The 25,404-nt window shown below is 48.8% G+C and carries 34 protein-coding genes, 1 pseudogene and 1 riboswitch; of the genes and pseudogenes, 13 read left to right on the plus strand and 22 right to left on the minus strand.

From position 1 onward, the window contains the following. Positions 1 to 159: 159 nt before the first annotated feature. From AMM03_RS14230 to AMM03_RS02075, 4 genes and pseudogenes are all read right to left on the minus strand, one after another. Positions 160 to 1,425: pseudogene (locus tag AMM03_RS14230) on the minus strand (VIT domain-containing protein); the annotation flags it as partial. 2 nt (positions 1,426 to 1,427) lie between these two features. Next, the gene (locus AMM03_RS02065) at positions 1,428 to 1,823 is read right to left on the minus strand and encodes a helix-turn-helix domain-containing protein (RefSeq protein WP_090128796.1); all 396 of its coding nucleotides are present in this window, start codon (positions 1,821 to 1,823) and stop codon (positions 1,428 to 1,430) included. A 215-nt stretch (positions 1,824 to 2,038) separates the two neighbouring features. Further along, positions 2,039 to 2,614, minus strand: a complete 576-nt coding sequence (locus AMM03_RS02070) for an HD domain-containing protein (protein WP_090128797.1) — start codon at positions 2,612 to 2,614, stop codon at positions 2,039 to 2,041. 83 nt (positions 2,615 to 2,697) lie between these two features. Then, positions 2,698 to 3,186 (minus strand): thermonuclease family protein, encoded by a 489-nt coding sequence (locus tag AMM03_RS02075; protein ID WP_228764530.1) that lies wholly within the window; start codon positions 3,184 to 3,186, stop codon positions 2,698 to 2,700. A 117-nt stretch (positions 3,187 to 3,303) separates the two neighbouring features. Continuing rightward, a riboswitch (SAM-I-IV-variant riboswitch) is annotated at positions 3,304 to 3,407 on the plus strand. 115 nt (positions 3,408 to 3,522) lie between these two features. Here AMM03_RS02075 and AMM03_RS02080 point away from each other — a divergent pair. Genes AMM03_RS02080 through AMM03_RS02090 form a run of 3 tightly spaced genes read left to right on the plus strand, consistent with a single transcriptional unit; the run spans position 3,523 to position 5,276 of the window. Then, entirely contained in the window at positions 3,523 to 4,179 is a 657-nt protein-coding gene (locus tag AMM03_RS02080; protein WP_090128798.1) for a hypothetical protein, read from the plus strand. Continuing rightward, entirely contained in the window at positions 4,172 to 4,465 is a 294-nt protein-coding gene (locus AMM03_RS02085) for a hypothetical protein (RefSeq protein ID WP_090128799.1), read from the plus strand. The genes AMM03_RS02080 and AMM03_RS02085 overlap by 8 nt, the downstream gene beginning before the upstream one ends. A gap of 1 nt (position 4,466) precedes the next feature. Next, positions 4,467 to 5,276, plus strand: coding sequence for a hypothetical protein (locus AMM03_RS02090; RefSeq protein WP_090128800.1), 810 nt, complete (start codon positions 4,467 to 4,469; stop codon positions 5,274 to 5,276). Between the two features lie 28 nt (positions 5,277 to 5,304). Here AMM03_RS02090 and AMM03_RS02095 read toward each other — a convergent pair whose 3' ends face one another. From AMM03_RS02095 to AMM03_RS02135, 9 genes are all read right to left on the minus strand, one after another. After that, the gene (locus AMM03_RS02095) at positions 5,305 to 5,700 is read right to left on the minus strand and encodes a type II toxin-antitoxin system HicB family antitoxin (RefSeq protein ID WP_090128801.1); all 396 of its coding nucleotides are present in this window, start codon (positions 5,698 to 5,700) and stop codon (positions 5,305 to 5,307) included. A 3-nt stretch (positions 5,701 to 5,703) separates the two neighbouring features. Beyond that, positions 5,704 to 5,892, minus strand: a complete 189-nt coding sequence (locus tag AMM03_RS02100) for a type II toxin-antitoxin system HicA family toxin (RefSeq protein WP_090128802.1) — start codon at positions 5,890 to 5,892, stop codon at positions 5,704 to 5,706. A gap of 205 nt (positions 5,893 to 6,097) precedes the next feature. After that, entirely contained in the window at positions 6,098 to 6,646 is a 549-nt protein-coding gene (locus tag AMM03_RS02105) for an alpha/beta fold hydrolase (protein WP_090128803.1), read from the minus strand. Between the two features lie 38 nt (positions 6,647 to 6,684). Continuing rightward, the gene (locus tag AMM03_RS02110) at positions 6,685 to 8,316 is read right to left on the minus strand and encodes an AAA family ATPase (protein WP_090128804.1); all 1,632 of its coding nucleotides are present in this window, start codon (positions 8,314 to 8,316) and stop codon (positions 6,685 to 6,687) included. A 58-nt stretch (positions 8,317 to 8,374) separates the two neighbouring features. After that, the gene (locus AMM03_RS02115; RefSeq protein WP_090128805.1) at positions 8,375 to 9,292 is read right to left on the minus strand and encodes an amidohydrolase family protein; all 918 of its coding nucleotides are present in this window, start codon (positions 9,290 to 9,292) and stop codon (positions 8,375 to 8,377) included. Between the two features lie 2 nt (positions 9,293 to 9,294). Beyond that, complete coding sequence (locus AMM03_RS02120) at positions 9,295 to 10,275, minus strand: TRAP transporter substrate-binding protein (protein ID WP_090128806.1); 981 nt, start codon at positions 10,273 to 10,275, stop codon at positions 9,295 to 9,297. A gap of 303 nt (positions 10,276 to 10,578) precedes the next feature. Then, complete coding sequence (locus AMM03_RS02125; RefSeq protein ID WP_194942726.1) at positions 10,579 to 11,238, minus strand: hypothetical protein; 660 nt, start codon at positions 11,236 to 11,238, stop codon at positions 10,579 to 10,581. Positions 11,239 to 11,266: 28 nt separating this feature from the next. Then, positions 11,267 to 12,571: a vWA domain-containing protein gene (locus tag AMM03_RS02130; RefSeq protein WP_090128808.1), complete on the minus strand. Its 1,305-nt coding sequence runs from the start codon at positions 12,569 to 12,571 to the stop codon at positions 11,267 to 11,269. Positions 12,572 to 12,596: 25 nt separating this feature from the next. Continuing rightward, the gene (locus tag AMM03_RS02135) at positions 12,597 to 13,568 is read right to left on the minus strand and encodes a MerR family transcriptional regulator (RefSeq protein ID WP_090128809.1); all 972 of its coding nucleotides are present in this window, start codon (positions 13,566 to 13,568) and stop codon (positions 12,597 to 12,599) included. A gap of 364 nt (positions 13,569 to 13,932) precedes the next feature. Here AMM03_RS02135 and AMM03_RS02140 point away from each other — a divergent pair, with 364 nt between their 5' ends. The 3 genes from AMM03_RS02140 (at position 13,933) to AMM03_RS02150 (ending at position 15,026) form a co-directional block, all read left to right on the plus strand. Beyond that, entirely contained in the window at positions 13,933 to 14,307 is a 375-nt protein-coding gene (locus AMM03_RS02140; protein WP_090129293.1) for a type II toxin-antitoxin system RelE/ParE family toxin, read from the plus strand. A gap of 1 nt (position 14,308) precedes the next feature. Then, entirely contained in the window at positions 14,309 to 14,590 is a 282-nt protein-coding gene (locus AMM03_RS02145; protein ID WP_090128810.1) for an XRE family transcriptional regulator, read from the plus strand. A gap of 112 nt (positions 14,591 to 14,702) precedes the next feature. Further along, on the plus strand, positions 14,703 to 15,026 hold the full coding sequence (locus AMM03_RS02150; protein WP_090128811.1) for a helix-turn-helix domain-containing protein: 324 nt from the start codon (positions 14,703 to 14,705) through the stop codon (positions 15,024 to 15,026). On the opposite strand, the gene AMM03_RS02155 is transcribed toward AMM03_RS02150, so the two are convergent. Both AMM03_RS02155 and AMM03_RS02160 read right to left on the minus strand, forming a co-directional pair. Then, positions 14,995 to 15,918 carry a HigA family addiction module antitoxin gene (locus AMM03_RS02155; RefSeq protein WP_194942727.1) on the minus strand — a complete coding sequence of 308 codons (924 nt, stop codon included), beginning with the start codon at positions 15,916 to 15,918 and terminating at the stop codon, positions 14,995 to 14,997. The two genes, AMM03_RS02150 and AMM03_RS02155, sit on opposite strands and share 32 nt — an antisense overlap. Before the next feature lie 48 nt (positions 15,919 to 15,966). Beyond that, entirely contained in the window at positions 15,967 to 16,746 is a 780-nt protein-coding gene (locus AMM03_RS02160; protein ID WP_090128813.1) for an XRE family transcriptional regulator, read from the minus strand. A gap of 263 nt (positions 16,747 to 17,009) precedes the next feature. Here AMM03_RS02160 and AMM03_RS02165 point away from each other — a divergent pair, with 263 nt between their 5' ends. Further along, on the plus strand, positions 17,010 to 17,297 hold the full coding sequence (locus tag AMM03_RS02165) for a ribbon-helix-helix domain-containing protein (protein WP_194942728.1): 288 nt from the start codon (positions 17,010 to 17,012) through the stop codon (positions 17,295 to 17,297). Positions 17,298 to 17,348: 51 nt separating this feature from the next. Here the strand turns inward: AMM03_RS02165 and AMM03_RS02170 are convergent, their stop codons facing one another. Together AMM03_RS02170 and AMM03_RS02175 are read right to left on the minus strand one after the other, a co-directional pair. After that, the gene (locus tag AMM03_RS02170) at positions 17,349 to 17,888 is read right to left on the minus strand and encodes a zf-TFIIB domain-containing protein (protein WP_090128815.1); all 540 of its coding nucleotides are present in this window, start codon (positions 17,886 to 17,888) and stop codon (positions 17,349 to 17,351) included. Between the two features lie 41 nt (positions 17,889 to 17,929). Further along, positions 17,930 to 18,262, minus strand: coding sequence for a hypothetical protein (locus AMM03_RS02175; RefSeq protein WP_194942729.1), 333 nt, complete (start codon positions 18,260 to 18,262; stop codon positions 17,930 to 17,932). A gap of 189 nt (positions 18,263 to 18,451) precedes the next feature. Between AMM03_RS02175 and AMM03_RS02180 the strand changes: the two genes are divergently transcribed. Further along, the gene (locus tag AMM03_RS02180; RefSeq protein ID WP_090128817.1) at positions 18,452 to 18,955 is read left to right on the plus strand and encodes an HD domain-containing protein; all 504 of its coding nucleotides are present in this window, start codon (positions 18,452 to 18,454) and stop codon (positions 18,953 to 18,955) included. A 27-nt stretch (positions 18,956 to 18,982) separates the two neighbouring features. On the opposite strand, the gene AMM03_RS02185 is transcribed toward AMM03_RS02180, so the two are convergent. Together AMM03_RS02185 and AMM03_RS02190 are read right to left on the minus strand one after the other, a co-directional pair. Beyond that, the gene (locus AMM03_RS02185; protein ID WP_090128818.1) at positions 18,983 to 19,357 is read right to left on the minus strand and encodes an HVO_A0114 family putative DNA-binding protein; all 375 of its coding nucleotides are present in this window, start codon (positions 19,355 to 19,357) and stop codon (positions 18,983 to 18,985) included. Continuing rightward, positions 19,354 to 19,692: a hypothetical protein gene (locus AMM03_RS02190; RefSeq protein WP_090128819.1), complete on the minus strand. Its 339-nt coding sequence runs from the start codon at positions 19,690 to 19,692 to the stop codon at positions 19,354 to 19,356. The genes AMM03_RS02185 and AMM03_RS02190 overlap by 4 nt, the downstream gene beginning before the upstream one ends. A 164-nt stretch (positions 19,693 to 19,856) precedes the next feature. Between AMM03_RS02190 and AMM03_RS02195 the strand changes: the two genes are divergently transcribed. The 5 genes from AMM03_RS02195 to AMM03_RS02220 all read left to right on the plus strand — a co-directional run bounded on the left by AMM03_RS02195 (position 19,857) and on the right by AMM03_RS02220 (position 23,518). Next, positions 19,857 to 20,081 carry a hypothetical protein gene (locus AMM03_RS02195; protein ID WP_090128820.1) on the plus strand — a complete coding sequence of 75 codons (225 nt, stop codon included), beginning with the start codon at positions 19,857 to 19,859 and terminating at the stop codon, positions 20,079 to 20,081. A gap of 110 nt (positions 20,082 to 20,191) precedes the next feature. Next, on the plus strand, positions 20,192 to 21,694 hold the full coding sequence (istA, locus tag AMM03_RS02200) for an IS21 family transposase (RefSeq protein ID WP_090129294.1): 1,503 nt from the start codon (positions 20,192 to 20,194) through the stop codon (positions 21,692 to 21,694). Beyond that, positions 21,691 to 22,494: an IS21-like element helper ATPase IstB gene (gene istB / locus AMM03_RS02205; protein ID WP_090128821.1), complete on the plus strand. Its 804-nt coding sequence runs from the start codon at positions 21,691 to 21,693 to the stop codon at positions 22,492 to 22,494. Before istA ends, istB begins: the two co-directional genes overlap by 4 nt. A gap of 207 nt (positions 22,495 to 22,701) precedes the next feature. After that, positions 22,702 to 22,899, plus strand: a complete 198-nt coding sequence (locus tag AMM03_RS02210; RefSeq protein ID WP_090129295.1) for a type II toxin-antitoxin system VapB family antitoxin — start codon at positions 22,702 to 22,704, stop codon at positions 22,897 to 22,899. Between the two features lie 379 nt (positions 22,900 to 23,278). Further along, positions 23,279 to 23,518, plus strand: coding sequence for a hypothetical protein (locus tag AMM03_RS02220; protein WP_194942730.1), 240 nt, complete (start codon positions 23,279 to 23,281; stop codon positions 23,516 to 23,518). On the opposite strand, the gene AMM03_RS02225 is transcribed toward AMM03_RS02220, so the two are convergent. The 3 genes from AMM03_RS02225 to AMM03_RS02235 form a co-directional block, all read right to left on the minus strand. Continuing rightward, on the minus strand, positions 23,512 to 23,838 hold the full coding sequence (locus AMM03_RS02225; RefSeq protein WP_090128824.1) for a nucleotidyltransferase family protein: 327 nt from the start codon (positions 23,836 to 23,838) through the stop codon (positions 23,512 to 23,514). The genes AMM03_RS02220 and AMM03_RS02225 overlap by 7 nt on opposite strands. Next, positions 23,831 to 24,244 (minus strand): HI0074 family nucleotidyltransferase substrate-binding subunit, encoded by a 414-nt coding sequence (locus AMM03_RS02230; protein WP_090128825.1) that lies wholly within the window; start codon positions 24,242 to 24,244, stop codon positions 23,831 to 23,833. The genes AMM03_RS02225 and AMM03_RS02230 overlap by 8 nt, the downstream gene beginning before the upstream one ends. Before the next feature lie 181 nt (positions 24,245 to 24,425). Next, entirely contained in the window at positions 24,426 to 25,388 is a 963-nt protein-coding gene (locus tag AMM03_RS02235) for a helix-turn-helix transcriptional regulator (RefSeq protein ID WP_090128826.1), read from the minus strand. Positions 25,389 to 25,404 lie beyond the last annotated feature (16 nt).

Raw genomic sequence — 25,404 nt, forward strand, 5'->3', positions numbered from 1 at the left:
CAATTGAGGGGGCAGGGTGCTGGCCCATTCGTGGGTTTTGTTTTTCTCTTCAATGGCATTCCACTTGATGGCAAAGCGTACTTCTTGTGCACTTCGCATTCTTGTGAGCATGCGATCTACTGCGCTGCGCATGTCTTCACTGGGCGTGACAAACTCACAAGAACCGCCTGTGTCTTTGGCCAGTTCGCGTAGCAAACTTTCGGCAGGTGCACTTCCCACGCCAATGGTGTAGACGCGGTGACCGCTGATGCGAGCGGACGCCAAAATGTTTTCAATGTTCCAAACATCGCCATCGGTAATGAGCAAAACATCGGCTGAATCTGTTACTTCGGGGTTGTTGCGCGCTCTGCCATTGGCGTTCATATTGAACACATCGGTCATGGCCATGCCCAACTCGGTGCCGCCCAAGTCGGCCTCTGTTTTGTCGATGGTGCTGAGCAAGGTTTGAATGCGCTCGCTATAGGCCATCGTCATCTTTTTGGTGACGCGGTCTATGCTGCTGCCAAAGCGTGTATAGGCAAAGCTGTCTTCTTCATTCAGTTGCTTGAACAGGTGCTTAAGAGCCACGCGCGCTTGGTTCATGCTGTCGCCAGCCATGGAGCCCGAGCAATCTAAGAGCACTTTGAGCCTTAATGCGCTAGGCTTTGCGTTGGGCAGTTTGGGGCAGAAACTGGTAATGATGGCCGTGGTGTTGCTGCCTTCTGTGTCTGGGCCAGCGATGCAAAAGGATTCGCCTTCAAGGTCTTCAATGAGCAATACAAAGTCGCGGTCTAGGAAGGCTTGCTTGCCCAATTGCACGTTGATGCCATCAAAAGTTTTGCTTGTTTTGATGGGGTGAGTGGGGCTGCTCACAATGCCTTTGGCCGCAGTCCCCTTGATGTCTAAGGTCATGAAGAAGCCGTATTCCACCAAGCCGCTGGTAGCCGTGGTTTGGTGCGACGGCAGTTGGCCTTGTGTGTGCTGGTCGCCATAGCGCGGTGCAATGGTGGTTGGAATGCTGAGCCTGATGCGGTCAGTTTCAAAGTTGAGCAACTGGGCGTATTCAATTTCAATGACGGCTGTTTCGCCGGGCAATAAGTTGCCCAAGTTGGCGGTGTACAGGCCGCGGCCAGAGCGTTCCACCATGATGGGGGAGTCGCCGTTGTCAATGGCCTCTTCGTATTGTTTGACGGCTTGTTTCTTTTCTATGACTGTGCCGTTCAGTCTTTTGCCGTTGAGTTCAACCGCTAGGTTTAATAGTGTGGCGCCCCAGGCCAATGGAAACGTGTAGACGGTTTCCAGAGTTTGGTCTGTGCTGTTGGTGTAGGTTTGTCTTACCTTCATTCGCAAAAGTAAGCCATCTAGTTTGCCGTGCACGTGCACAGATTTCATGGCGACTTCTTCGCCGTCGCAGGTGAGGGTGCAGTTTTCTTGTTCTTCGTACATGGTTAGGCCTTGATTTCTTGAATGGTTTTCATGACTGCTTTAACGAGCGCGCGGATTTGCTCTGGGCTCATGTCGGCTTCTTCGGGGCTAATTTGCAACTCAATGCCAGGGGCTACGTGCACGTGGCTTTTGACTTGGATGTCGCCAGGCTTTCTGGGCTTAGTGGGTATTTGCAGTTCTTCACCGTTTTGGATTTCTGCAATTCGTTCTAAGGAAATGCCAGCGTCTGAAAGTTGCTTGACCTTTAAAAGCTGGTCTAGGTGAGCGGCCAGGTAATGCGCAGCTCTGGTTTCGCCAATGGGCCGGTCAACAAGCCCCATTTGCATGTAATACCGCACCGTGCGCTTGGGCAAATCGGTGAGGGTGCAGAGTTCATCAAGACTGAAAGTTTTGGACATGCATTTATATTAACACCAAAACTGTAAATATCAACTGTAACAATAAATTTAATTGGGGTCAGATCAACATTAATTTCCAATTCAAGGGGAGATAGCCTAAGGGGGCTTCCTCATACTGGGGTACCAGAAATCGTTCAGCCCCCTTAGGCTATCTCCCCTTGAATTGACCAAATTAATGTTGATCTGACCCCAATTAAATTTCTCCCAGTTATGAGTTACCAGGCGCTTTGGGAGAGGGCTTCCATTTGCGAGACTGCGGCTTCTAAGGCTTTGGCGGGTGGGGTTTTGCGGTTGTTGAAGATCATGGCCAATTGGCGGTAGTACCAGAGGGTTTGTTCTGTGGTGCTGCTGAACCGGTTGAACATCGATGGGCCTTCGTTGATGAGATCGGACACGATGGCTCTGGCGTTGTGCAGCTTGTCTGAGCAGCTGACAAGAAGGACTTCGTCTGAGGCTGCTTCTAGGTGGTGCAAATAGGCTGTTTTGCGTTCTAGCCAGGGAGCTTTTTTGCCACTGGCGTCTGGCGTTCCGTCTGTGCAGCCCTGAACCAAATTGTGCACATGGTCGCCAAATTGGGCTTTGATGATGTTGGCATATTGGATGCCACCGTCTTCAATGGCATCGTGAAGCAGGGCGGCGATGGCTTGGTCTTCGGTGGCGCCAAACTCGAGGGCGATGGAAGCCACTGCCATAGGGTGGGAGATGTAGGGAATGGTGGTGCTTTTGCGAACTTGACCTTGGTGAGCCTGGATGGCCAGATCAAGCGCAGATGCCAGTTTGGAGAGTTGCATGTTTGAGCGCTTTCTACACTTAAAGATTGAATGTAGTCAGCGCCAGGATCGCTACGTGAGCCAGCTTGGGGATTGCGCAGCATTTATTTGTTTTGTTTTCTGAACTCCCAAGGCGGAACCGGTTGCTTGTCTTTCCAAAGGCCTTTTAATTCTGTTTTGGCTTGCTGCTCTGCAAGGCTGTATGTTTCTCGGTCTTCTTTGGGTTGTTCGTTGGCATATTGTTTGTAATGCCAGGCCATGCCGCGCTTGAGTTGTTCAAGGCAAACATCGGTGTTGTTCAGCAGAATTTTGCCAACGACTCGGCCATATTTGTCTTTCTTTTGGTAATCGACGGTTACTTGTTTGCCATGCACCAATTCATGCAGAGACTGCTTTGATTTGTTGCCAAAGGCTTGTGCTCTTTCGGGAGCATCGATGCCTTGCAACCTGATTTTGTATTGGGTGTTGGTGGCGTCTAACACCGTGACTGTGTCGCCATCGGCCACGCTGACCACTTTCCCTTGAATCGTTGCAGCATTCAGGCCGCAGTTGATCCACAACATGGCAACGACAAAAAGTTTTGAGAAGCGCATCAATAAATCAATTGGGGTCAGATGACAATTAATTTAACAGGTTAGCCGAATGTTCAACCGCATTGCGCAGTTGAATACCTGTCAATTTACCCAATTAAATTTTGTGCTACATTTCGCACAACACATCAAGAACGGGTTTGACGCCTGTACCAACCTGCTTTCGGGCAAGGTGGTTTGCCTAATAGGCAGATGAGGCCCCCGAGGCAAACATCCGAAGTCAAACCCGCTCCTTGAGGCGGGTTTTTTTATGGCTTGACCGTCCTAAACGGTTGGGGGGAGTTGATCCCTATTGCGGCCCCCGACACTTTGTCAAAGTCGCTAAAAAGGAGATGGACCATGTCCAAACTGAACCTATTGGCAATCGATCTTGCCTATCGCCCCGAGTCCTATTTTTGGGCTTACGACAACCACATCAAACTGGCATCGGACATTCGCGGCGCAGAGCGCAAGGCAATGTATGAATGCGCAATTGAAGCTGGGGATGCTGAGCTTGCAAATGCAATCATCAAAACGCCCGAGTTGACGCATGAGGAAAGAAGGGCGCAAGGCGGCATTCACCCAGCGTGGATGGGCGGGGAGTACTTGCCTAAACGCCAGGCGCAAGAGGTAGAAATTGCGCGCATCACAATTGCCTCCACCACTCAGGATGTCACCTGCATTTATGCAAAGCGCGGCAAATCTCGCATTTATTACCGCGTGGTGGATGAGTACGAAAACATGACGCTGGAAGATAGGACCAGAACCTCTGTCAAACCCCTTACGCTGATAGAACTCTTCGATTTCTTCATCAAAGGCTGGGACTTGTTCTGCTGCCTAGAAGCCAATTTTGGCGAGCATGGCTACGACCGCGACGAAGTGCAAGGTTTTATCGTCGACGCAAGCTCTAGCTTTTATGCTGAATTTGAAGATTTAGTGAGGCAAAGGGTGGACACATGGATTGACCAACGCCGCGAGGAAAGCGGATGCAATGAGTTGGAGTCAGACGATGAATAATTATTCACGCCCTAGGTCTATCGCCAATCTCAAACTTGATTACACTCAAACCCCGACTATTCCAGGTGGTGTTGCAATCAATCTGCACAACAACGACTACATCATTGAGCAACTGTCTGTTCTGCCGCTTGCATCCTTGAACGAACACTTTGATCTTGTGATTGCCAGAAAATATTTGATTGCCAAAGAACCCGAATGGCATGTTCTTTACCGATCAACATTGCATCTTCAAGATTTAAAGAACTTGCAATCGGTGCTTGACCAACTGCTTTTGTGGGAGGCATAACATGAGTGCCAAAGCAATTTTTTACCACTATTTTCGCAAAGCGAGGGTTGAAAAAGGTTTGCCAGTCCGTGAACCAAGCCCCCCAGGACTTCATGTCAATGAACTGCGCAGCAGAAGGAAGGAGCAGATCAAATTGCAATTGCCTTCAACAGCTGATTTGACTTGCACTGGACAGTTGAGTCATTTCAATTTAACGGTAGGCCAAATTAACAACGCGTTTTCTGGCTATATGAAAACTGAGCCCCATTACAACGCGAGTTTTATTTCGGCATGGGATCCTTATTTGAATTCCAATGGTGACATTCCCAATGATGAAAATCACAGCAAGTTGAAAAACTATTTGAAAAGCAAATGTTTATTTCATTTTGAAGCTGTTGCCACCGGTGTAGATCACCTAGGTTGGTATGGCGGCGAAAGACCTTGCTTTGTTATTTTCAATATTCCCAAATACTTCTCGGACCGAATAGCCTATGAGTTTCATCAAAACACGTATGTCCGTGTACCCAACCCCATGGGATTTGCCAGGTTGGAAGTGCGGCAAGCTGTTCACAAGCCCTATGGGGCCTTAAAAGATCTTTGGCTAAGCTCACTGAAAGGTGAGGCGCATGAGGCTGCCCTTAAGTTGTCGCCCGAAATATTGTTGCAAATTATGGCGGCGCCTGAAGACGAGGAACTTCACTGGTTACTGCCCCATCGAAGAGACTTAAATAAGCCCTGGCCGCTGACAGATCCAACAGGAGAAAAAAGAGCCGTAGGCACCGAGTGGGACAGACTTGCACGCATCCAGAAAGCCATCACTTTGGAGGTTTAAAAATAATTGGGGTCAGATCAACATTAATTTACTCAACTTGCAATGCCATGTGAGCAATCAAACCTGACCTTGTTTCACCATATTTTTTGGCTTTTGAATCCAAGCGTGCCAAGACTCTTTTAGGCAGTGTGATGTTGACCCGTTCCACTTCATCAGACATCAACGCAGGGTTGATCTCGACCATTGCCCAGATCCAGCCTTTGAACTCTTTGCGCTTTTGCAATTGAGTAATGGTGCTTGGCTTCGGAATTACTTGATCCATGTCCAGTGCGGTTTCGATCCACAACTCGATAGATTCTTTGGCGTTGTCGATGGCTTCGTCGATGCCTTTATCTGAAGCAGAAAAACAGCCAGGCAGGTCGGGTACCACAACGCCCCAAGTTTGGCTGGCGGTTCCTGGCTCTATGGCAATTGGGAATTTCATAATTTACAGACCCTTCAATCCAGATTGCTTCAGTAATTTTTCAAGCAATCCAATGCCTAAATCTTTATTGCTAAGTGGCACGCTGATATGGCCCGAACGCAGAGGATGGATATACACATGGTGTGATCCTCTGACGCCACGAAGTTGCCAGCCATTCCGCAATAGCAGTGCGATGAGTTCTTTGCTTTTCATTAAAGCAAGATACACACTATACACACTTCCCGCAATTTACATATGCTTGCAGAAATAATTGGGGTCAGATCAACATTAATTTCCAAGCAGTGAGGGCTGAAGGCAAGGGGGGCTGAACGATTTCTGGTACTCCAGTATGAGGAAGCCCCCCTTGCCTTCAGCCCTCACTGCTTAACCAAATTAATGTTGATCTGACCCCAATTATTTAAAGCCAGCGGTCTAGCACGGCTGAAACATATTCTTTCGGAAGCCCATGACCCGCTCCTTCAACTACGGTAGCCTGGGCGTTGACCAAAGTAGCAAACGCAGTGACGTTGTCAGGAATGCTTTGCCAGTCTTCTGAGCCCACATGAATCTCACAGCTGGCTGGAATTGGGAACAAGCCTTTGCTGGCCAACTCATAGAGTCGCTTGGCATAGGGTGGAATAAAGCCCATGCGAATTTGTTCGCTTGAAAACTCGCCCACGATGGGGGAAAGCAGCAACAGCTTGCCTGGAAAGGGTTTGCTCAAGCTCAGGGCTTGCAATAGTAAGTAGCCGCCGTAAGAGTTGGCAACAACCCGTGCGTCCTCATGCCAGAAGTTAGCTTTTAAATCATTCGCAACAGTTTCTACTTGCGTATCAAAGTCTAGCTTTTTGAAGTCGCCCACAGTCTCTCGCCCATACACGTCATAGCCACGCGCTTTAAGGGCTTGGCCTAGACCGTTGGTGATGCGTCCGCCGTGGCCAGGTAGAAAGTAGATGGGGTTTGGCATAAATTAATGTTGATCTGACCCCAATTATTTGACCCCAATTATTCAATGTTCGCAGCCAGGAGTTGGGCGGCTTTGTCGCTTAACACCAACTCTACGCGCAGTTGTCCTCGGGTCATGCCTACGAAGAGTTTTCGGGTGTTGACCTTGCTGAGTTCATCGAAGTCAATTTCGCAAAACACCACCACGGGGGCGCTTTGGCCTTTGAAGCGGTTGACGGTTTCTACGCGCAGGTCGCCATCGGACAAAGCCCATGAACCATCGGCAAGGCGGATAGGGCGCTTGATTTTCTTGCCACCCGCATATTCCAAAGACATCACCTTGGATTTTTCTAAGCCTCTGTAAGTGACCAGGACCACCTGCGAAGGGTCAATGCCATCGGACCACAGCTTCAGCAAGCAAGCATTCAACGCCACTGTATGGCTGCCAGGCTGATCGTCGTGCGTATAAAAGTTGGGCGCCTCACCCACGTGGTGACTGCATGCCACGATGGGCTCATCAATCAGGTTTAGGCTGTTGATGGCGCTGACCACTTTTTGCGGGCTGCGAAAATTGTCAGTACATGTAATTCGTACCGCGCCCGCCAAGTCAAAGGCATCTCGGTCGTAGAGCTTTTGGTTGTCATCGCCCAGCACATAAAGGCGGCCGTTGGGTTTGAGCTCTTGGGACAGGGCGTCTACCCATTCCAAGTTGAAGTCTTGCGATTCGTCTACCACTAGCAAGTCAAACCGAGGCTCGATGTTGGGCACGTCTGTCATGTAGATCTGGGCCAGTTCGTCGTACACCTTTGCGTTAGAAAAGTCTGGCGTGTGACCATGCTGCTTGGCGTAATCGTCGCAGCGCTGATGGAAGGTGGCCACCTCAGTCAGGCTAGGTGCAAGCGTTTGTATGTGGTCTGCTAGTGGTCTGTTGTAGCAAACGTAGAGGGCGCGCTGTTTGTTCAGGGCGGCATCGCGCAACAGTTTTAAAGCCAACTGCGTTTTGCCAGAGCCTGCCGTGGCCTCCACAATGAAGGTGTTGCCCTCATGCGCAATGCGCGGCACCCACGTGGCCAAGCCGTTGGACAAATGCGCGCTGCTGCTTTGAATAGCGCTAATTTGGGCCCCCACATCGGGCACCACATCAAATTCATTGGACAGAAAGTTAAGGAGCAACTGCCTGTCGGGCTCGTTGTCCAACACGGCAAAGGAGGTTCTGACCAAGGTGCAAAACTGGTCCATTTGGGTAGAGTCGATGACACGCTCGCGAGGGTAGGCAAGACCCTCACTCAATAGCTTGTGATCTGGCAATACCAAAAACGATTGAACCTGCACGTGGTCCATGTTGGCTTGCTTCAACCGCTTCTTAAGAGCGCCGTGCTGACGACCCAGCTGCTGGCCGATGTCTTTGGGTTTTTGTTGGCTGTAGTCTTTGTAGATCAAGCCGTTGTTGGTGTAAACGCTGCCGGCCTTGACTTCCAGAATGAGAATTTGACCTTGTGGTGACACCACTGTGAGGTCTAGCTCACCAAACTTCTGAACTGACGCATGAACCGTGGACCAGGTGAGCCCGTGAAACACATCAAAGGTGTCGGGCAGGCCCAAGCGAAGTATCTCGAGCAAATTGAGCTCGAGTTGATAGCCACCGTGGGGCAGGGTGAGCGGGTGGCTGAGGCGAGGGTGGATGATGGCCATGAGGGACTATACGCTCTGCATAGCGCAGAACTGAACATGTTGGATGACAAGCACCGATTTAACTGGTTTGCAAGTTGGCGGACAGGCGATAAAACTTGGCAGCGTTGTTGACAAAGAAGTCGGCTTGCTCTTTTGGGGTAAAGCCGCTGGTCATTTGCGCAACGCTGGTGACCAAAGTGTTGTAGTCAATGCGCAAACTGGCCACGGGAAAGTTGGACGCAAACATACAACGATGGATGCCGAAAATAGACAAGGCTTCCAGCACAACGGCCTTGTTGTCTTCGTAGTTCCAGGGTTTGTCTTTTAAGCCAAATTCAGACACCTTGAGCCACACGTTAGGGCACTTGGCAATGGTCTCCATGGCTTGTCGCCAAGCGGCCAAACCCTCTGCGCTTCGGTCCCATGGAAAGCCGGTGTGATTTAACACAATGGGCGTTTGAGGAAACATGGCCGCTACTTCCGCAGCCTCAGCCAAATGCCAATAGGGCACTCTTAAGTCCCAACTAAGTTGGTACTTTTCTAGCCTTGAAAATCCTTCCAACCATTTCGGATCTTGCATGCTGCCAGGCAACTTAGCTTGCATGGCATTAGGATTGGCCGCCGTAACGGGTTTCGAACGAATGCCTTTGACCAGTGGAAATGCGGCTTGCCTCGTCAGTATTTCTTCGCTGTTGTCTGTATGAAACCAAGCGTGCGCCACAATGGCCGACGGGTGGCCAATGCGTTGGTGCATCTCTGTTAGCCACCTTGTTTCTCCGACTTGGTCGTCACGCGACCATTCAGCTTCGCAGTGAACAGTCGCGATGACGTTGTGATCAGACGAATCTTTTTGATAATCGGACCACAGGTAATTTTTCTTCAGAGCATCGTAATTGCCCATAAAGAAATGTGGTTCGTTCGCTTCCTGCAACCATGGATAGAGATTTTTTTTCAAATCCCACAGATGGTGGTGTGCGTCAATCAAAGTGACGCGCATGATTATCTCAGTGCATCAATCTTGGCCAAGATGTCGCCGCCAAATTTGTCAGCATAGATTTTGCGAACAGGTTCGTAGGCTGCTGCACGGAATGGTTCGGTGTTGACGTTTTCAATCACCTCTACGCCCGCTTTGCGAATGGCTGCCAAGCTTTCAGTTTCTAGGCTGGCATTGTTTTGGCGCTCGGCTAGGCCGCCTTCCTTGGCTGCCTTCATGAACATGGCTTGTTGTTGTGGCGTGAGTGCTTTGAATTTGGCCAAGTTCATCACCATGGGTGCTGCAGTAAAGGCATGTCGTGTCACGCTCATGTACTTTTGAACTTCTTGAAACTTCAATTTAGCAATGTGCACCGTTGGATTTTCTTGGCCATCTACCGTCTTGGTGTTCAGTGCCAGATAGACTTCAGAGATGGCCATTGGTGTTGGATTGGCACCCCAAATTTTGAAGGCTTCAATGTGCATCGGGTTGGGTGTGGTGCGCAGCTTGATGCCTTTCAAGTCGGCGGGTGTGCGGATGGGGCGTACAGAATTGGTGATGTTTCTAAAGCCAATTTCCCAGTAGGCCAAACCTTTTAGGCCGCGCGTTTCAAACTTGTCCATTAGTTCGCGGCCCAAGGGACCATCTATGACGCGGTAGGCATGGTCAACTGTGCGGAATAAAAAGGGAATGTCCAATGCAGCTTGCTCAGGCGATACACCGCCAAAGAAGGGATTGCCCGTGACGCTAACATCAATGCTGCCCACTTGGGTGCCAATGATCATATCGGCGCCTTTACCCAGTTGTTCCTGAGGGAAGATTTCAACCTTGAAAGCGCCACCACTTTCTTTCTCTAAAACTTCTTTGAATTTCAAGGCGCCAACATGAACAGGGTCAGATGTGGGGCCGTAGTGTGCAAACTTGATCACCGTTTGTGAGGAAGCCCACAGAGGGGACAGCGCCGCGGCCGTGATGAGTGTCTGCACGAGTTTCTTAGCGATGGTCATTTGTCTCTTCCTTTTGAAATCAATGAGCAAGGTAACTGCAACTGGAATTACAGCTTGATGGTGAGTTGGGTCATGTCAGCTTTTAATTTGAATTCGTAATCTGTAATTACGAAATTAAGTATAGTGAGTCTGATTGAATCAGCAATATCCGTTTTTACCCTCAGATTTTCAAAATAATTGGGCACCTAAGGCAATTCATTCCGCCAATTAACCTTCGTACTTAAGAGCGTCAAATTCGGCGGCCATGGTGGGGTTCTTTTTGGCAATGAGGGCACACAATTTCATTCATCTTATTTCTCCCATTTATTTCTTAAATTCACTCATCTTGGCCAGCTCGCGATCGGCCAGTACCCGAAAATCTTGCATATTGATCAGCGCCATCCGAACTGAATTTTGCTTCTGATATATCAATCGCAACTTGTTGTCATCGTTTCGTCTGCTGACAACTTCGTCTACATCTGACAGCACTTTCTTGAAGCCAGAGCCATCTGCAAAGACTAAATAAACAGAGCTCAAATTGCCAGTCAATACCTCTGCATCCTTAGCCTTTTCTATGGCCTCAACATAAATACCCTTGATGACGCCATCTGAAGCTTTGACAGGATGCACGCTTACAAGTTCTTGCATCTGCGTAGGAAACACCCATTTCAACGAATCAGAGTCATCCCCCACAAACACCAAGTTCCTAATTTCAGAACTTTCATAATTAGAGCCATTCTTCCTCTTGCTGGTCACTTTCAAAAGCACCAGCTTCGGCCCTAAATCTAAGTCGACATCGAGCTTGCGCAGCTCAAGTGCATCACTTGGCACACGCGCCACTTGATCTGGCGCCACCACCGTCTTGGGCGGGCGCTCTTTGTTCTGGGATAGAAATCCCCAAGCCAGCACCATTGCAAATACCAACAGTGCAAGCGCGGGGAGCAGGGCGTTAAAGCGCCTTACGTTCACAAAAAACCGAGTCATTGTCATGAGTGACCTTTAAACAAAAGAATCAAATCTCAGTCCGCCTACCTTCAGTCGATTTGCGTCGCAAAAACGCCGGCGCCACATAATCAGCATCCAAACTGAACATCACTTCGTCGGTACTCGACAAACGCTGCTCCATTTTTCTAGACTTGTACAGCATCTCCTTAGACATGCGCCGCTCATCTCTCTCGCGCATCAGTTGCCTTGTAAACGCAATGGACGCAGCCACCCAAGGCTCGTTGCGCCCCAGAATTTCTAACAGCGCAAACAAACGCTCAGCTTCAAGCCAATCGCCATTCAGCGCGGCATCTCTAATTTGCATTTGAATATGAGACGCTTGTATTTCATTCATGCGTCGCTCTACCAACTCGTGCTGCTGCTCAGACTCATACTGCGCAGGCAACACAATGGGCAAAGCGGGAAGTGCTGCTTCAAAGGTCTGTGTTTGACCATTGGAATTGACGGCTTGCACACTGATGCTCAGTGCAGAGCCATGAATTTGCTGCAGTGAAATGGCTGTCTGCATGGGTATGCGAACCAAAGCCCAGCATTCCGAGCCCATGGCAATAGAGGGCATGCGCCACGCATTGCCTGCACGCTCATAACTGTTCAAAAGCGCCATTTGATCGGAGCCATTCACAATGCACATCTCTACATTGCGCCACTGCAACTGCGACAACAAGCCAATTTCTGCATCAAATGTTTCTGCCAAATCAATGGCGCGCTCGCCGTAATGCGATCTGCCTTGCCCGGCCTGCGCCATGGCCGTCATCAGTTCTTCGTTAAAGTCTTCGCCCAGTCCTACGGTGGTAGTGGTAACGCCGGCCTCTGCCAGTGCGGCCACTTGTTCGCAAATGCGTTGGGGGTTTTTGTTGCCACGATTGGTTTGCCCATCAGACAGCAAAATGACATGGCACGTGGCATCGCGCCCAGCCGAAGGCGCCAACATTTCACCGCCCCTTAACCAGCCCGCGTGCAAATCGGTGAAGCCATTGGGCCGAATGCCGCGCACCAAAGACTCAATCACGTTGCTAACCTGGTCTACTGTAGACAGCGGCACCACCGTGTCTACCTGGTCGTCATACTGCACCACGCCCACATGGTCTTCTGGATTCATGCGCTTGATTAAATCGACTACGCAGCGCTTGGCTTCTACTAACTTAGAGCCTTGCATAGAGCCCGATCGGTCTATGACCAGCGACAAGTTGAGCGGCGTGCGCTTAAAACCTTCTTGGTGTTCAGACTGCAAACGCACCAAAACATGAAAGTCTTGGTTGCTGTTGCTGTTGTTGCAAAGGGCGGGGCGAATGGGGTTGAGGACGATCTTCATGGGTCACCTGTTGTGTGGTTGGGGTTTAGGGTTTGTTTTTTTGTTGGTTAATGAGTTGCTCTTCAAAATTGCGCAGCCTCTCGTGCAACACAGATTCAAGAATGCCAATTCGGTGTTGCGTGTCGTCGTTGGCCTTGCGATTCAATTCGCTTAGCAATTCAAATCGCTCAGCCTGCTGCATAAAAAGCTTGTCTAAATCGCGGCGTTGCTCTTGCAGCAATTCGCCAAACATGCGTTCCAGAAAATCTTTTTGACGGTGCGCTTCTTCAAACATGTAGCGCTGCTGCTCCATTTGCTTTTCAATCATTTGAATGGGGTTGCGCAGCAATTTGTCAAAGCGTTGCGCGGCCTCGTCCATCATTTGGGCCAAGGTGGACACAGCCTGCTTGAACTCATTGGCAAACATTTGCACATCGCCTTGCTGGTGGCTCATGTTGCTTACGGCGTTTTCAACCATGCGGTGAACCTTGTTCTGCATGGACATCAGTTGCTCTTTAACCCGTTGCTCCATCTCGCGCATCTCGTGCATCACGTCCACCATGCCCATGCCGGTGGACATGCTGGGCAGTGGTTTTGGAGGGGCAGCTTTGCGAGACGTTGGGGGAGGCGAGTTAAGCGCTGGTGACTCCGAACGGAAGGCTGCCACCAACAACTCTGCCTCGCTAATGCGATTGGGGTTTTCTAAATAAGCGGTGAGGGTGTCGGTGGGCACTGTGCCTGTGAACTTGGCAATCTTGGCCAACGGAAAGCCCTCGGCCAACCAGCGCCTGGCCGCCACAAATTGCACCAAGTGCCTGAAGCCGTACAGCGCATCTCGGCCATCGCGGGAGGGCTTGTCTACAACGCCCATCGACACATAGTGGCGAAGCAAACGCTCGTTGCCTTCGGTGGCTTCTTGGTCTAGTTTTAGCGTTTTGGCTAGCTCTTGGGCGGTGGCTATCAGGTGGTCGGCACTGCCCTGAAAGTCGTTGCGCAATTGATCTAAGTACTTGTTCATGTTGAAGAATTTCCTTTACTTTGAAACCCTAGAGACTTCTAGGATGCCATCGATGACTGTCATTGTGACAATCATTATTGGCATTGTCAACATGACAATTGAAATTGGCGGATAGGACTTTCCCTAGGAAGGAATTGGGTGGGGTGGTAAGGAGATGGTAGGGGGGTGGAGGATCGCTAGATGAGCCTGGCTAATGAGGTCAAACCAGTCATGCTGATCTGGTCTTGAATTGCATTTCCTGACATGCAAGGAGCGGTAAGTTTTCGCTATACAAGCTACGCCAATACTCAATTTTTCATCGAGGCAAGTACGTCACCGTGCTTGAAGCTGCATGGTCACACCTTTACAAGTCATTAAAAAGGACATGGCAAATCGTACCAAAAATGGTACATTACAGACGCTTCCAAAACTTCAAGTTTTCTTCTACAGATCTTCACTTGGCAACGAGCCAGTCAAAGTTTGGATAAAGAGCTTGGGTTTGGAAGAGCGCAAAACAATTGGCGAAGAAATCAAGTTGGTTCAGTTGGGTTGGCCAATTGGAATGCCTTTAGTCAGGAGCCTGAGAGTTGGTCTGTGGGAGATTCGTATTCGACTGGTCAATCGAATTGCAAGAGTTGTTTTTGTGGTGTTTGAAGGCAACATTGTTTTACTCCATGGGTTTATCAAAAAACAGCAAGAAACACCTAAGGCAGATTTGCAGCTGGCAGTGAAGCGATTGAAGTCGCTACAGAAAGATTGAAATGTCAAAGAAAAATATCGGCTCGAACTTCGATGAGTATTTAGAGGAAGAGGGCCAACTGTTCAGTGCAAACGCTTTGGCTTTGAAGAAAGTGATTGCTTGGAAAATTGCGCAGGAAATGGAAAAGCAGCAACTCACGAAGACAGAGCTTGCCAAGCGGATGCAAACTAGTCGTGCGGCCCTCAACAGATTGCTTGATGAGAGTGATCCTAGTCTTACTATTGCTACGTTGACATGTGCGGCAGTGGCGCTTGGTAAGAGGGTGGAAATGAATTTGACCTAAGCATGTTTGTCTTTAGTGAATTCCAAAACAATGTTGATCTGACCCCAATTAATAAGAATTGAATAAAGTGGCACCTAGTGCTAAGGTGGGTGCAACTTCATGGCGCCTACAAATGAAAACTAAAACGATCTTTAAAAGCGACATATTTGAGTCAGCTCATGGGTCAGCTACAGCTCTCTATCTGGTAGGCGCTATTGATAAAGCCACCATGCGCAAGTTTGATGAAAAGTGCACTGTTAAAACTCCAAAATTAAAACCGGTGCAAATCAAAAAAATTAGAGAGCGTGTCAAAGTCAGTCAGCCAATTTTTGCGATGTACCTGAACACAAGCCAGTCTACTGTTCAGAAGTGGGAGGCAGGTACTAAGAAGCCAAGTGGCATGGCGCTTAAGTTATTGGACATCGTTAACAAGCACGGGCTTTCTGTACTTGCTTGAGATGGCTACTCAATTCCTCTTCGCTTACACCGCGAAATTGACCTTTAAGTATTTTGGAAAGATTAGTCTTTGAAATACCTAGAAGGCTGGCGACTTCATCCTCATTCAGTCGTTTAGACAAAATCAATTCTGAAATCTTTGATACCAAATAGGCCTTGCGAAGTATTTGATCTGCATCCGGAAATTTCAAATCAGCGTAAACATTGCCCTTCGACTTCTCAATGGTGTCTGTTTCCTGCTTTCGACGGCTGATTAAATCTGACGCCGTAAGTTCCACGTCTTTTCCATCAATAGAAACCAAAATGCGAGTGTTCGTTTGAATAGCAAGGTCTTCAGCTGATCTTGCAGCGCGAAGCATTGCTGCGTAAGAGCCTGCTAAGTCTGGATCAGAGGAAGTTCGTATGTCTTGTGTGTTTATTGCCCTGTATGGTTCTTGTTCCAAAGCTGTACTGGAAATTCTGCTGTCATACTCACTTTGCAAGTTCATCCAAAAACTAGGATCCATTGAAAAAAACTTGCCGAGTTGCAATGAAATTTCGGAAGTGATTGGATGCCTGCCAGATGTGATTTCAATAATTTGACTATCAGTAAGACTAATGGCCAATGACATCTTCCTAGCGGTAATACGCCTCGGTTTCATAAATTCTTTATGCAGAATTTCGCCTGGATGAATTTCTGCCAGTTGCTGTTCAACTCTAAATGAAATAGCTTCAAACGCAGTCGGCTGACTCATGGGAAAGTGGATGGCCTCATATGCTTGAACCAGAGTAACGAGCTCTTCCAGCCTATCCCCATCAGGGGAACCCACCTCAGGATTCAGATCAAAAAGTTTTGAAAGCTCTTTTAACGCAAGGTCATACTGTTCTTCAGTTTGAATGAAATTTTGAATCACGGAGGCCTTCGCAGTTTTATTTCTAGCTTGAATAAGCTTCCGAGCCACTTAAGCCAACGGAAACTTAGGCTCACCCAGGCTTACCTTCGGCGACAGTCCAGCAAGTGCCGCCATATCTAGCAGCATGTCCAAATCAAAATGATTGAAATTGCCTTCTATCAGATTGGCAATATCTGTCTTAGAGACACCAAGCAAAGCAGCAACATCTTCATGGGTCATTTCAAGATTCTCAACAAAACTGCTGATTTCCATCATCAGCATTGAGCGAGCTTGCATGCTGGCTGCCTCACTTGGTGTTGCCGCAATAGCCTGCCAGACACTTTGAAACCTTATGCTGCGAGCTGATATTTCCTCCGCTTCAGCAACATACTTGCGAGCATTCATCAACGCTTCCTGACCTCCTGGCAAATATGATTCTTCTAAAGCGGTTGTAAGGTAAATCTCTGCCAACTCGGGGTCCTCACAAAGTAGTTCTAGAACAACGTCTTTATGAGCACGTTGATATGCCTTATGGTCCACAACGCCGGTGGTAGCAATTTGACTCCGTACTACAAGTCCAAGCTCTATTAATTTATTGAGGTTTTGATGTAAGTCGCTGGAGTTGCCTCTGAGTTCATCAACCAGCTCTTCTATGCTTTTGGGGTGACGCAAAGCGATCAGAATTTGGCGTAGAGGTTCACGGAGAATGTCCAGAAAATCATCTGGATCATCGAAGGAGAGGGTGAAGAGCTCTTCAATCTGATCGCCGCGATCTAATTTTCGACCAACCAATTGTGAACGTGCAAAAAATTCTTTTGTGCTGCCTATGCGAATGGTTGCTTTACTCATGATGCGTACCTTGAAAGTTGCTGATAAAAAACTTCAATGCAAACACTGCATTTGAAACGGAATTCAGTGTGGCATGAATCCTATTTTTGTATCATCGTTTCTTGAAAATATGTCGCGAATTGATAAAATCAACCGTAAAGAAATTTCAAAAAAATTACTTCTTTAGCAGCATTAATAAATTTTGAGATATTGCTAATTAAAGATTGGCATTCATTAAATTTTTTGCATCAGATATGACCTGATTCCCTAAGAAGCGTGTCACCATGAAGCCATCATTGCATTCATTGAAATTTATGCCTCTTCACATCACTTTACCCATTGCTTTAGAGGATCACATCAATGAGCAAGTTTCGTCTGGCCTCTATAGCTCAGCCAGTGAAATGATTGCAGAAGCACTTCTGCATTTACAGCGCTACCAACTGGTCCAATCTGCAAGTCTGATGAGGCTTCAAACAGAAATCGATAAAGGAATGCAGGATATTGATGAAGGCTTGGTGAAGAAGATGAACATTGCTGCAATCAAACGTAAGGCCAGAGCTTCCTGGAGTTGATTAATTTCCAGATATGTGCGTTCAACCCAAACAATGTTGATCTGACCCCAATTAAATTAGCCGAATCACTTGCCTGCACTTGGGGCAGCGGTAGCCCACTTCTACATGTTCCACAATTTCGGAGGCCTTGAAGTTGTGCTGGCAACTGGGGCAGGTGTTGTTGGTGGCCACAGTGTGGTGAAACTTCTTGGTCTTAATTTCTACCTGAACCACTTCTGGGTAAGGATAGGGCTCGGCCAGTAGTTCATAGGCCCGCTTTTGGATTGCAAGATTGCCATCGATCATCTCTTGCATCAATTCGACCACCATGGCTGTGCGTTGCTTCACCCAGGTGTTTTTGCTTTGCTTGAAGTCTTCCTTGTACTCTTGCAGTTCAAGTATCAAATGTTCTAGCTCGCCCTTGGAGACGCAAGAACTGGCTGTCCATGTGAACAAAAAGTCTGTGTAGTCGTGAATGGAGTGGTTCTTGAGCTTTTTGACAGCATCTTTAACGCTGCACACACTCTCTAGCAAATCGACCACCATAGCCATCTTCTGCATGGCTGTTTGCTGTTCAGTTTCAGTGAAGTTTTGGCCGGCAGACAGGGTCATCTTGTTTTTGGGTCTTCAGAACAATGTTGATCTGACCCCAATTAATCAAACTCATTGGGATTCGCAAGCTTCTTTCTGGACGCATAAAGCGCATCGGCTTCTTTAAGCAAGCTCTCAATTGAGGGATTTGTCAGTGGCGCTGGAACCCCAGTCGTGAACATGCGTACCTCTACTCTTTCAATAGAAATACACCGTCCCAATGAGCGTGCATGGTCAAGTTCATCTTGCGTTTTGCAGAGGTAAACGTCTTTTTGGCATTGATTGCAAAATTTGATATTGGATGCAACCTGAGTTTCTAAGTCATCCCATTGCTTATCGCATTTGAATTCAAAGGTGCACTCAATGTTACGAATGGTGGTTTCAACTCTTTTCATCAACTGCTTGTCCTTTACATTTCTGCATTTAAACAATCAAGAACGGCTATCTTGAAATTTTTTTGGATAGTCGGCCCTTTCAAGTCGCAAAGGGTAACTTTGTGATCAGCTTGGCTGACTACAGGCTCGCAAGATGATCTACCATTTAGTCAACAATGTTGATCTGACCCCAATTAAAAAAACACAAGCATGAACCTCGAAGACATTCCATCCACCCAAGACTTTGATCGCTCGGGGCTGCTGAAGCATGTGCTGGATCAGTTGAAGATCAGCAGGGATGGCGATCACGGGCCGGGGCACTGGGCTCGGGTGCGATTGCATGGCTTGAAGGTGGGCGGTGTGCGCGGGGCAGACTTGCTGGTGGTGGAGTTGTTCGCATTCCTTCACGACAGCCAGAGGCTGAATGAATATTCAGACCGGCTGCATGGCGCGCGGGCGGCTGACTTTGCGGCTTCGCTCAATGGGCAGTACTTCGACTTGAAGGCCGAGCAGCTCGACAAGCTTTGTCATGCCATACAGCACCACAGCGGGGGAGATGTGCACACCTGCGCCACCATTCAGTCTTGCTGGGATGGTGATCGATTGGATTTGGGCAGGGTGGGCATTAAGCCTCACAAGGACTATTTGTCGGAGGAGGGGGCTAGGTTGATTGCTCGGGCTTACAAGATGAGTCGGGGACTGTCTGCCGATTAAAACAATGTTGATCTGACCCCAATTAATTCAAACAAGCGTAGCGCGCAGTTCTATTTTGGAAGCGACGGACTTCACCGTCTTTTGCAGACCGTGTCCAGGGTTGGCGCTTTGGGTGCTTACTAGAAGCCCAAGTTCTTCAAGAATGTTGACGTCGCGCGCAATGGCGCTGCGCTTGCGTTTTAGCAGGTCTACCAATTGATTGATGGTTTTGGGCTCCTTCATGACATGCTGCATGAGGTTGCGTCTAGGCTCGCTTAAAACGCCTAGCATTTCAGCGGGGTCACCAAATGAAAGGGTGATACTTTTCGCGATGGGTTGGCCACGATCGGCTTTGCGCGCCACTGCTTGAACTCTTTCAAAAAAGTCTTCAACGCTGCTGGTGCGAATAATTACTTTACTCATGATGAGGTACCTTTAGCGTTGAGCGAACTGGCAATTTGTATCCACTCACTTGTGAATATTTTTGATGTTAGCTCAAAACTCACAAATGCAACAGCTTCTATTTTTCCCATGTAGTGCCTGTGATGAAACCCATGAGCGTTGTCATAGCCCAATACTCTTCCAGAGTCAGTTTGATTGATCGATAGATTGATGTAGGCTAAGTTGTAGCGAGTCACAATGCGACCAGCTTTAGAAATGTGTCCCCAAACCTCTAATCTGATTAATCCTCCACCAAGCTTCTTTCGAATGACATTCCTTTCGTTTTGAAGTAATTGATCTGAGAGGTGTTTTGCCATACAAGTTGGCGATCTTCTGCCAACTAACTAGGAAGCGGTCATTCATCCACTTGCACCCATACAACCCACCAAATTAATGTTGATCTGACCCCAATTACCCAGGCTCACCTAACGACCCACCCACCAAGTACCCTAAACCCCACAACTCTCCCTCGCCCCCTCACATGCCCAAAAAGCAACTCCATCCCACCCCAGTCCCTGCCTGGTTGCTAAACGCCAATGCCTCCACAAAATTCAACCCCACCGACGTACTGCAAGGCTCCATCTACTACCCAGGCTGCTACGTCGATGGCAATCCCTTGCAGGCCTATGGTGGGTTTGCGCACAGCTTTGTCTATGTGGACTATTACTGCGACAAAGAAACCATCCTTCAAGCCATTCCATGTTGAATGGCATCCAAAACTGAGCCACTTTGAAGAGAATTTGCATCCAAATTTGAGCCACCCCAATCGCCTATCCTGCTTAATTTTTGAGCAAGGATGGGCAAGGAGTGATCAACGTGGGAACTTTGAGCAAATTACGCAGACTTGTCCTTCGCGACAAGGTCTCCATCCGACAAGCTAGCCGTCAACTTGGCATCTCTCGCAACACCGCAACTCGGTGGCTTCAAGAGGCAGAGGTTACGGTGCCCAGATACCCTAAGCGTCAGCAGACCTTCGGTGTTCTGGATCCCTTCAAGGATCAATTGAGCAATTGGCTCAAAGCCGACAGCTATCGAAACAAGCGAGAGCGCCGCGGCGTCAAAGCTTTGTATGAAGCGCTCCAGGCCATGGGGTACTCGGGCAGCAGCACAACCGTCTACCGCTTTGCAAAAGATTGGCGCGAGGAGCAAAGCCAGCCTCGGGGTGCTGGCTTTGTGCCCATGCACTTTGAGCTGGGCGAAGCGTTCCAGTTTGATTGGAGCTGTGAGTACCTGGTCATTGGCGGCCTGAGAAGGCGCCTTGATGTGGCCCACATCAAACTGGCGGCAAGCCGAGCGTATTTGCTGGTGGCCTACTTCACCCAAACCCACGAGATGCTATTTGATTCTCATGCAAGGGGCTTTGCTGTCTTTGAAGGTGTAGCAAAGCGCGGCATCTACGACAACATGAGAACGGCCGTCGACAAAGTGGGCCATGGCAAAGAGCGCATCGTCAACGCCCGCTTTGAAGCGATGACGGGTCACTATCTGTTTGAGCACGAGTTCTGCAACAGAGCTGCCGGTTGGGAGAAAGGCATCGTGGAGAAGAACGTACAAGACAGGCGTCGGGGCGTTCTGAGAGAAGCGGCCGAGCGGCACTGGGCCAGCTTGGCAGAGCTCAATGATTGGCTTCAAGTCGCATGCAAAACCTCGTGGAGCGAGTTAGCCCATCCCCAGTGGCCAGAGCTCACCATTGCCGATGTGTGGCAAGACGAGGTCGCTCGGTTGATGCCATGCCCCAGACCCTTTGACGGCTATGTGGAGCAACCTGTGCGGGTGAGCTCAACGTCTTTGATCACGTACCAACGCAATCGCTACAGCGTGCCGTGTGAGTGGGTCAATCAGATGGTGAGCTTGCGTGTCTACCCAGAAACTTTGTTGGTCGTTGCCCAAGACGGCAGCCTCGTAAGGCTGACCCGCAGCTTTGAGCGTGATCAAACCATCTACGACTGGCAGCACTATATTGAGCTGATTCAGCGCAAGCCCGGAGCTCTTCGCAATGGGGCGCCATTCAAAGAGATGCCTGCTCCCTTGCAAGAGCTGCAGCGCCAACTGCTCAAACACACCGGTGGTGACCGCGTGATGGCGCAGGTGTTGGGGGCAGTGAACTTACACGGGCTTGAGGCGGTGTTGGTGGCAACCGAGTTGGCACTGCAAGCTGGGCGCGTGAGCGCTGAGCACATTCTGAATGTGCTGGGCAGACTCAAGGAGCCAACCCTCGAGCGGCTTCAAATTGAAACACCGCTGCATCTGAATACACCGGCACAGGCCAACCTTGAGCGCTACGACGCGCTCAGAAACGAGCAGGAGGTTGGATCATGAGCGATGTGATTGATGGACTCAAGTCTTTGAGCTTGCATGGGATGGCCAGTGCTTGGCCAGAGATTCTGGGCACTGCCAGAATGAAGACGCTAGATCACGAGGTGGTGCTGCACCAGCTTATTAAGTCAGAGACAGCGCAGCGGGAAGTTCGCTCCATGGCGTATCAAATGAAAGCTGCCAGGTTCCCCGCGCACCGAGACATTGTGGGCTTTGAGTTTGAGCAAGCGCATGTGGATGAGACGCTGGTCAAGCAGTTGCATGACTTGCAGTTCATAGACACCGCACAAAACGTGGTGTTTGTGGGCGGCCCGGGCACTGGCAAAACGCACCTTGCAACAAGCCTTGGCATTCAAGCGGTAAGGGCCAAGGGCAAGCGAGTTCGTTTCTTCTCAACGGTGGAGCTTGTGAATGCGCTGGAGCTTGAGAAGTCTCAAAGCAAACACGGCCAACTGGCTCACCGCTTAATGTACGTGGACCTTGTTGTTCTGGACGAGATGGGGTACTTGCCGTTTACCCAGTCTGGAGGCGCACTGCTGTTTCATTTGCTGTCCAAGCTTTATGAGAGAACCAGCGTGGTGATCACAACCAACTTGAACTTCTCTGAATGGGCCAATGTGTTTGGAGACGCCAAGATGACCACAGCTCTTCTAGACCGCCTGACGCACCGCTGTCACATTGTTGAAACCGGCAATGAGAGTTGGCGCTTCAAGCAGTCCCAAGCGAACTCTCAACAGTCAAAGAAATCAAAAGGGAAAGGAGCAAAAAACGCAGAACAGTTAAACTTATCCACAACCGACTAGGCCAAATTATTTAAAAACCGGTGGCTCAATATTGGTTGCAAATAGTGGCTCACTTTGCGTTGCAATTCAACAGTATTGCCCCTTTGTTGAAAGCGTCAGATGATGTGATCCATTCGTTAAGGATCAACAAGTGTTCAAATTAAATAAGCCAACCCACACCTTCGAATCGGATGTAGTATGAAAAACATGTTGATTCAAGGAGCGCAAGTGAAAACCACAGTCACGGTTGACGATGCCTTGTATGAAAAAGCGCTTGAGCTGGCAGGCCCCAGTTTTGACAAAGAAACAATTTTTCAAGAAGCACTCAGAACCTACGTAAGAGTTGAAATGGGAAAGCGTTTGGCAGCTTTGGGCGGGTCCAATCCCACCATGGCCGATATTCCAAGACAGCGTGGTCAAAATTAAGTGCGTTGCAGAACTTGCTTGCGGTTCGTTGGATGGCTCACGCATTCAAACCCTTTGCAATATTGAATATTTAAAGACTTCAAACAATCTCAGTCTGCGCAAAGTGAGAGATTTCATTGAGTTTGAAAAGTTACACGAACTTGGATGTGGCATTGTTGACTTAATGCTCTTGGCTTCTGCAGTAAGTACACCAGCCACAGAGCTTTGGACTTATGACAAAAGTCTGGCGTCTCTCTGTAGCAGGTTTGGTGTTGCGCACCAGTTGTCACTTCATTAGGAAAATCTCGAATAAGCATCATTATTTTTTTAAGTGGCTCATTTGATGAGCTTTTGGTGAGCCATAGTCATGGCATCAAAGGTTTTTTCTAAGGAGCACACCATGTCTATTTGGCAAATTTTGGGTAGTTTTGCAGTTTCTGATTCTGGCGACACCGTTCACAAAATCTCTGACAGCCTCAGCATTTCAACCAACGGCACGTCTTACACCACCATGGGTTTAACCACCGTGGGGTCTGATGGTTCTGTGTTTATTCAGCAGGGTTGCTTTAGCTCAGACGGCAGCACGCGCATGGGTTCTGTGGCTACTGGGCTGGGCGCGGTGTTTGGGCAGGATTACTGAGCTATCAATTCCGACAACACCACGTAATGATTTCGGATGATGTTTTGAAATCTGCTTTCGGTGCTTGCCCAATCTACTACGTCTACTTTGAATGGCAAATTGGAATGGCTGAAGGCATAAGACAGGTCGGCCATTTCGCCCAGGCTTAAGCTTTCAGATCCCATGACTGCAAGGTCGAGGTCTGAAAAAGGTTTATGTGTTTTTTTAACGCGCGAACCAAATGCCCATACTTCGCGATTGGGAATGTACTCATGCAAGATACTTTGAACTACCTGCCATTCTTCAACTGTCATGGCGATGGAAGGCTTTGTGCTAATCATGGCGAATAGTTAGTTGTCCAAGCAACGCTTGTGCTTCAGCAATAAAGTCTGGAATGATTTTGACCACAGCCACCGCGATATTTTCATCGTACGTGTGACTACTTTTGCCACGCATTTCCCGAAATATTTTCCAAGTATTCCAGTTGCCTTTGAGGCAATGCTGCTCGTTGGCAGAACGAATTAAATCTGGAAATGGCATGCCGTCGTACATCTCTGGACTAGGCGATGTCATCTCCAAATTTCGTTTGATCATTTTGTGGCTGATTTCATAAGTGAACTCAAACCTCTGAATAAGACCATCGCGAATTTGAGTGTCGGATATATCTGACAAATAACGGTCATACCCCTCCACCAAGCGCATCAGCGCTTTAGCCAACGGCGTGATGTCTAGCAGATGATTGTTCATGAACAAATCTTATCTGTTACCGCGCCTCAGTGGTGAGATTGTTAGCGAATGAATTTAATTCAGGTCAAATAATTGGGGTCAGATCAACATTAATTTACTTGGCGCATAGGCTCCTGTGAATCACAGAAAATTAATGTTGATCTGACCCCAATTATTTGACCCCAATTAAATTTCCCCCCGACTAAGCGTACTGCTTCTGCATTTTCTGCAGTGCGTCTTTCATTTGCTTCACCAAGGGCGCTGGGCCCAGCACCTTCACGTCGGGGCCCATGCGCAAAATGTCGCCAATTAGCTCGCGTTCGTCGGAGTAGGGCACCTCAAGGGTGTAGCTGCCATCCTTGTGCAAAGTGCCCTTTTGGTCGGGGTGCCACTCTTCATGTTGCACCCAACGCGCACGCTCAGGCGTGAACTTCAATTCAGCCCACGCTTTGGCCTGACCACCAAAAATACCGTAGCCACTCTGCATGGTTTTAAGCAGCTGCTCGCGATCAATGTCTTTCGCATCGTGCTCCAACAACAAACAATGCTCAATGGCATCAATCGAAAAGCTTCTAACACCACCACGCAAATGACACCACGCATCCACATACCAGTTGTCGCGGTAATGAATCAGTTGCTGCGGCGAAATGGTGCGCTTCACAGACTCGCCCGACTGCCTATTAAGGTGAACGATCTCAACTTGCTTTCGATCGACAGTAGCCTTGGCCACCAACTCAAACGACTTCAAAGGCATGCGACGTTTGCCGGCGTGCACCACGCGAATTCTTTGTGACAACACGCTGGCATCTGCGCCTTGCGTTTCCAGAATTTTGTTCAAGCGCGTTTGCAAAGGCTTGAGTTTGGGGCCCAACAAGCCAGGCTCGAGCTGACCAATCATGGTTTGAATGGTCATGAGGGCCAGAGCTTCTTCCTGGCTAAACCACAGGCCAGGGAGCTGCTGAAAGGCGTCGGGGTTTTGAAGTCGGTAGCCACCCAAATCGCGGTCGTACAAAATGGGCGTGTTTAAACGATCGCGAAGCATGGTGAGGTCGCGTTTAAACGTAGCTGGAGAAATCTCCAACTTCTTCAAGAACTCCATCTTGGGCACAGCCTTGCGGCTAGAGAACAAGGTTTGATAGGCGTAGTAGCGGTCTATTTCTGCCATGGTGATGTTTAGTCTT

The organism is Limnohabitans sp. Rim11, assembly GCF_001269365.1.
Classification (GTDB): domain Bacteria; phylum Pseudomonadota; class Gammaproteobacteria; order Burkholderiales; family Burkholderiaceae_C; genus Limnohabitans_A.

Coding starts and splice junctions, on each gene's coding strand:
- AMM03_RS02095 (WP_090128801.1), bottom strand. CDS start 5,700: ATGAAATTCCCAATTGCCATAGAGCCAGGAACCGCCAGCCAAACTTGG.
- istB (WP_090128821.1), top strand. CDS start 21,691: ATGAGCGATGTGATTGATGGACTCAAGTCTTTGAGCTTGCATGGGATG.
- AMM03_RS02100 (WP_090128802.1), bottom strand. CDS start 5,892: ATGAAAAGCAAAGAACTCATCGCACTGCTATTGCGGAATGGCTGGCAA.
- AMM03_RS02120 (WP_090128806.1), bottom strand. CDS start 10,275: ATGACCATCGCTAAGAAACTCGTGCAGACACTCATCACGGCCGCGGCG.
- AMM03_RS02165 (WP_194942728.1), top strand. CDS start 17,010: ATGAAGCCATCATTGCATTCATTGAAATTTATGCCTCTTCACATCACT.
- AMM03_RS02235 (WP_090128826.1), bottom strand. CDS start 25,388: ATGGCAGAAATAGACCGCTACTACGCCTATCAAACCTTGTTCTCTAGC.
- AMM03_RS02135 (WP_090128809.1), bottom strand. CDS start 13,568: ATGAACAAGTACTTAGATCAATTGCGCAACGACTTTCAGGGCAGTGCC.
- AMM03_RS02180 (WP_090128817.1), top strand. CDS start 18,452: ATGAACCTCGAAGACATTCCATCCACCCAAGACTTTGATCGCTCGGGG.
- AMM03_RS02170 (WP_090128815.1), bottom strand. CDS start 17,888: ATGACCCTGTCTGCCGGCCAAAACTTCACTGAAACTGAACAGCAAACA.
- AMM03_RS02130 (WP_090128808.1), bottom strand. CDS start 12,571: ATGAAGATCGTCCTCAACCCCATTCGCCCCGCCCTTTGCAACAACAGC.
- AMM03_RS02225 (WP_090128824.1), bottom strand. CDS start 23,838: ATGATTAGCACAAAGCCTTCCATCGCCATGACAGTTGAAGAATGGCAG.
- AMM03_RS02075 (WP_228764530.1), bottom strand. CDS start 3,186: ATGCGCTTCTCAAAACTTTTTGTCGTTGCCATGTTGTGGATCAACTGC.
- AMM03_RS02195 (WP_090128820.1), top strand. CDS start 19,857: ATGCCCAAAAAGCAACTCCATCCCACCCCAGTCCCTGCCTGGTTGCTA.
- AMM03_RS02065 (WP_090128796.1), bottom strand. CDS start 1,823: ATGTCCAAAACTTTCAGTCTTGATGAACTCTGCACCCTCACCGATTTG.
- AMM03_RS02080 (WP_090128798.1), top strand. CDS start 3,523: ATGTCCAAACTGAACCTATTGGCAATCGATCTTGCCTATCGCCCCGAG.
- AMM03_RS02160 (WP_090128813.1), bottom strand. CDS start 16,746: ATGAGTAAAGCAACCATTCGCATAGGCAGCACAAAAGAATTTTTTGCA.
- AMM03_RS02090 (WP_090128800.1), top strand. CDS start 4,467: ATGAGTGCCAAAGCAATTTTTTACCACTATTTTCGCAAAGCGAGGGTT.
- AMM03_RS02105 (WP_090128803.1), bottom strand. CDS start 6,646: ATGCCAAACCCCATCTACTTTCTACCTGGCCACGGCGGACGCATCACC.
- AMM03_RS02115 (WP_090128805.1), bottom strand. CDS start 9,292: ATGCGCGTCACTTTGATTGACGCACACCACCATCTGTGGGATTTGAAA.
- AMM03_RS02185 (WP_090128818.1), bottom strand. CDS start 19,357: ATGAGTAAAGTAATTATTCGCACCAGCAGCGTTGAAGACTTTTTTGAA.
- AMM03_RS02190 (WP_090128819.1), bottom strand. CDS start 19,692: ATGGCAAAACACCTCTCAGATCAATTACTTCAAAACGAAAGGAATGTC.
- AMM03_RS02110 (WP_090128804.1), bottom strand. CDS start 8,316: ATGGCCATCATCCACCCTCGCCTCAGCCACCCGCTCACCCTGCCCCAC.
- AMM03_RS02175 (WP_194942729.1), bottom strand. CDS start 18,262: ATGAAAAGAGTTGAAACCACCATTCGTAACATTGAGTGCACCTTTGAA.
- AMM03_RS02085 (WP_090128799.1), top strand. CDS start 4,172: ATGAATAATTATTCACGCCCTAGGTCTATCGCCAATCTCAAACTTGAT.
- AMM03_RS02145 (WP_090128810.1), top strand. CDS start 14,309: ATGTCAAAGAAAAATATCGGCTCGAACTTCGATGAGTATTTAGAGGAA.
- AMM03_RS02070 (WP_090128797.1), bottom strand. CDS start 2,614: ATGCAACTCTCCAAACTGGCATCTGCGCTTGATCTGGCCATCCAGGCT.
- AMM03_RS02230 (WP_090128825.1), bottom strand. CDS start 24,244: ATGAACAATCATCTGCTAGACATCACGCCGTTGGCTAAAGCGCTGATG.
- AMM03_RS02220 (WP_194942730.1), top strand. CDS start 23,279: ATGTCTATTTGGCAAATTTTGGGTAGTTTTGCAGTTTCTGATTCTGGC.
- AMM03_RS02125 (WP_194942726.1), bottom strand. CDS start 11,238: ATGACTCGGTTTTTTGTGAACGTAAGGCGCTTTAACGCCCTGCTCCCC.
- AMM03_RS02140 (WP_090129293.1), top strand. CDS start 13,933: ATGGCAAATCGTACCAAAAATGGTACATTACAGACGCTTCCAAAACTT.
- AMM03_RS02150 (WP_090128811.1), top strand. CDS start 14,703: ATGAAAACTAAAACGATCTTTAAAAGCGACATATTTGAGTCAGCTCAT.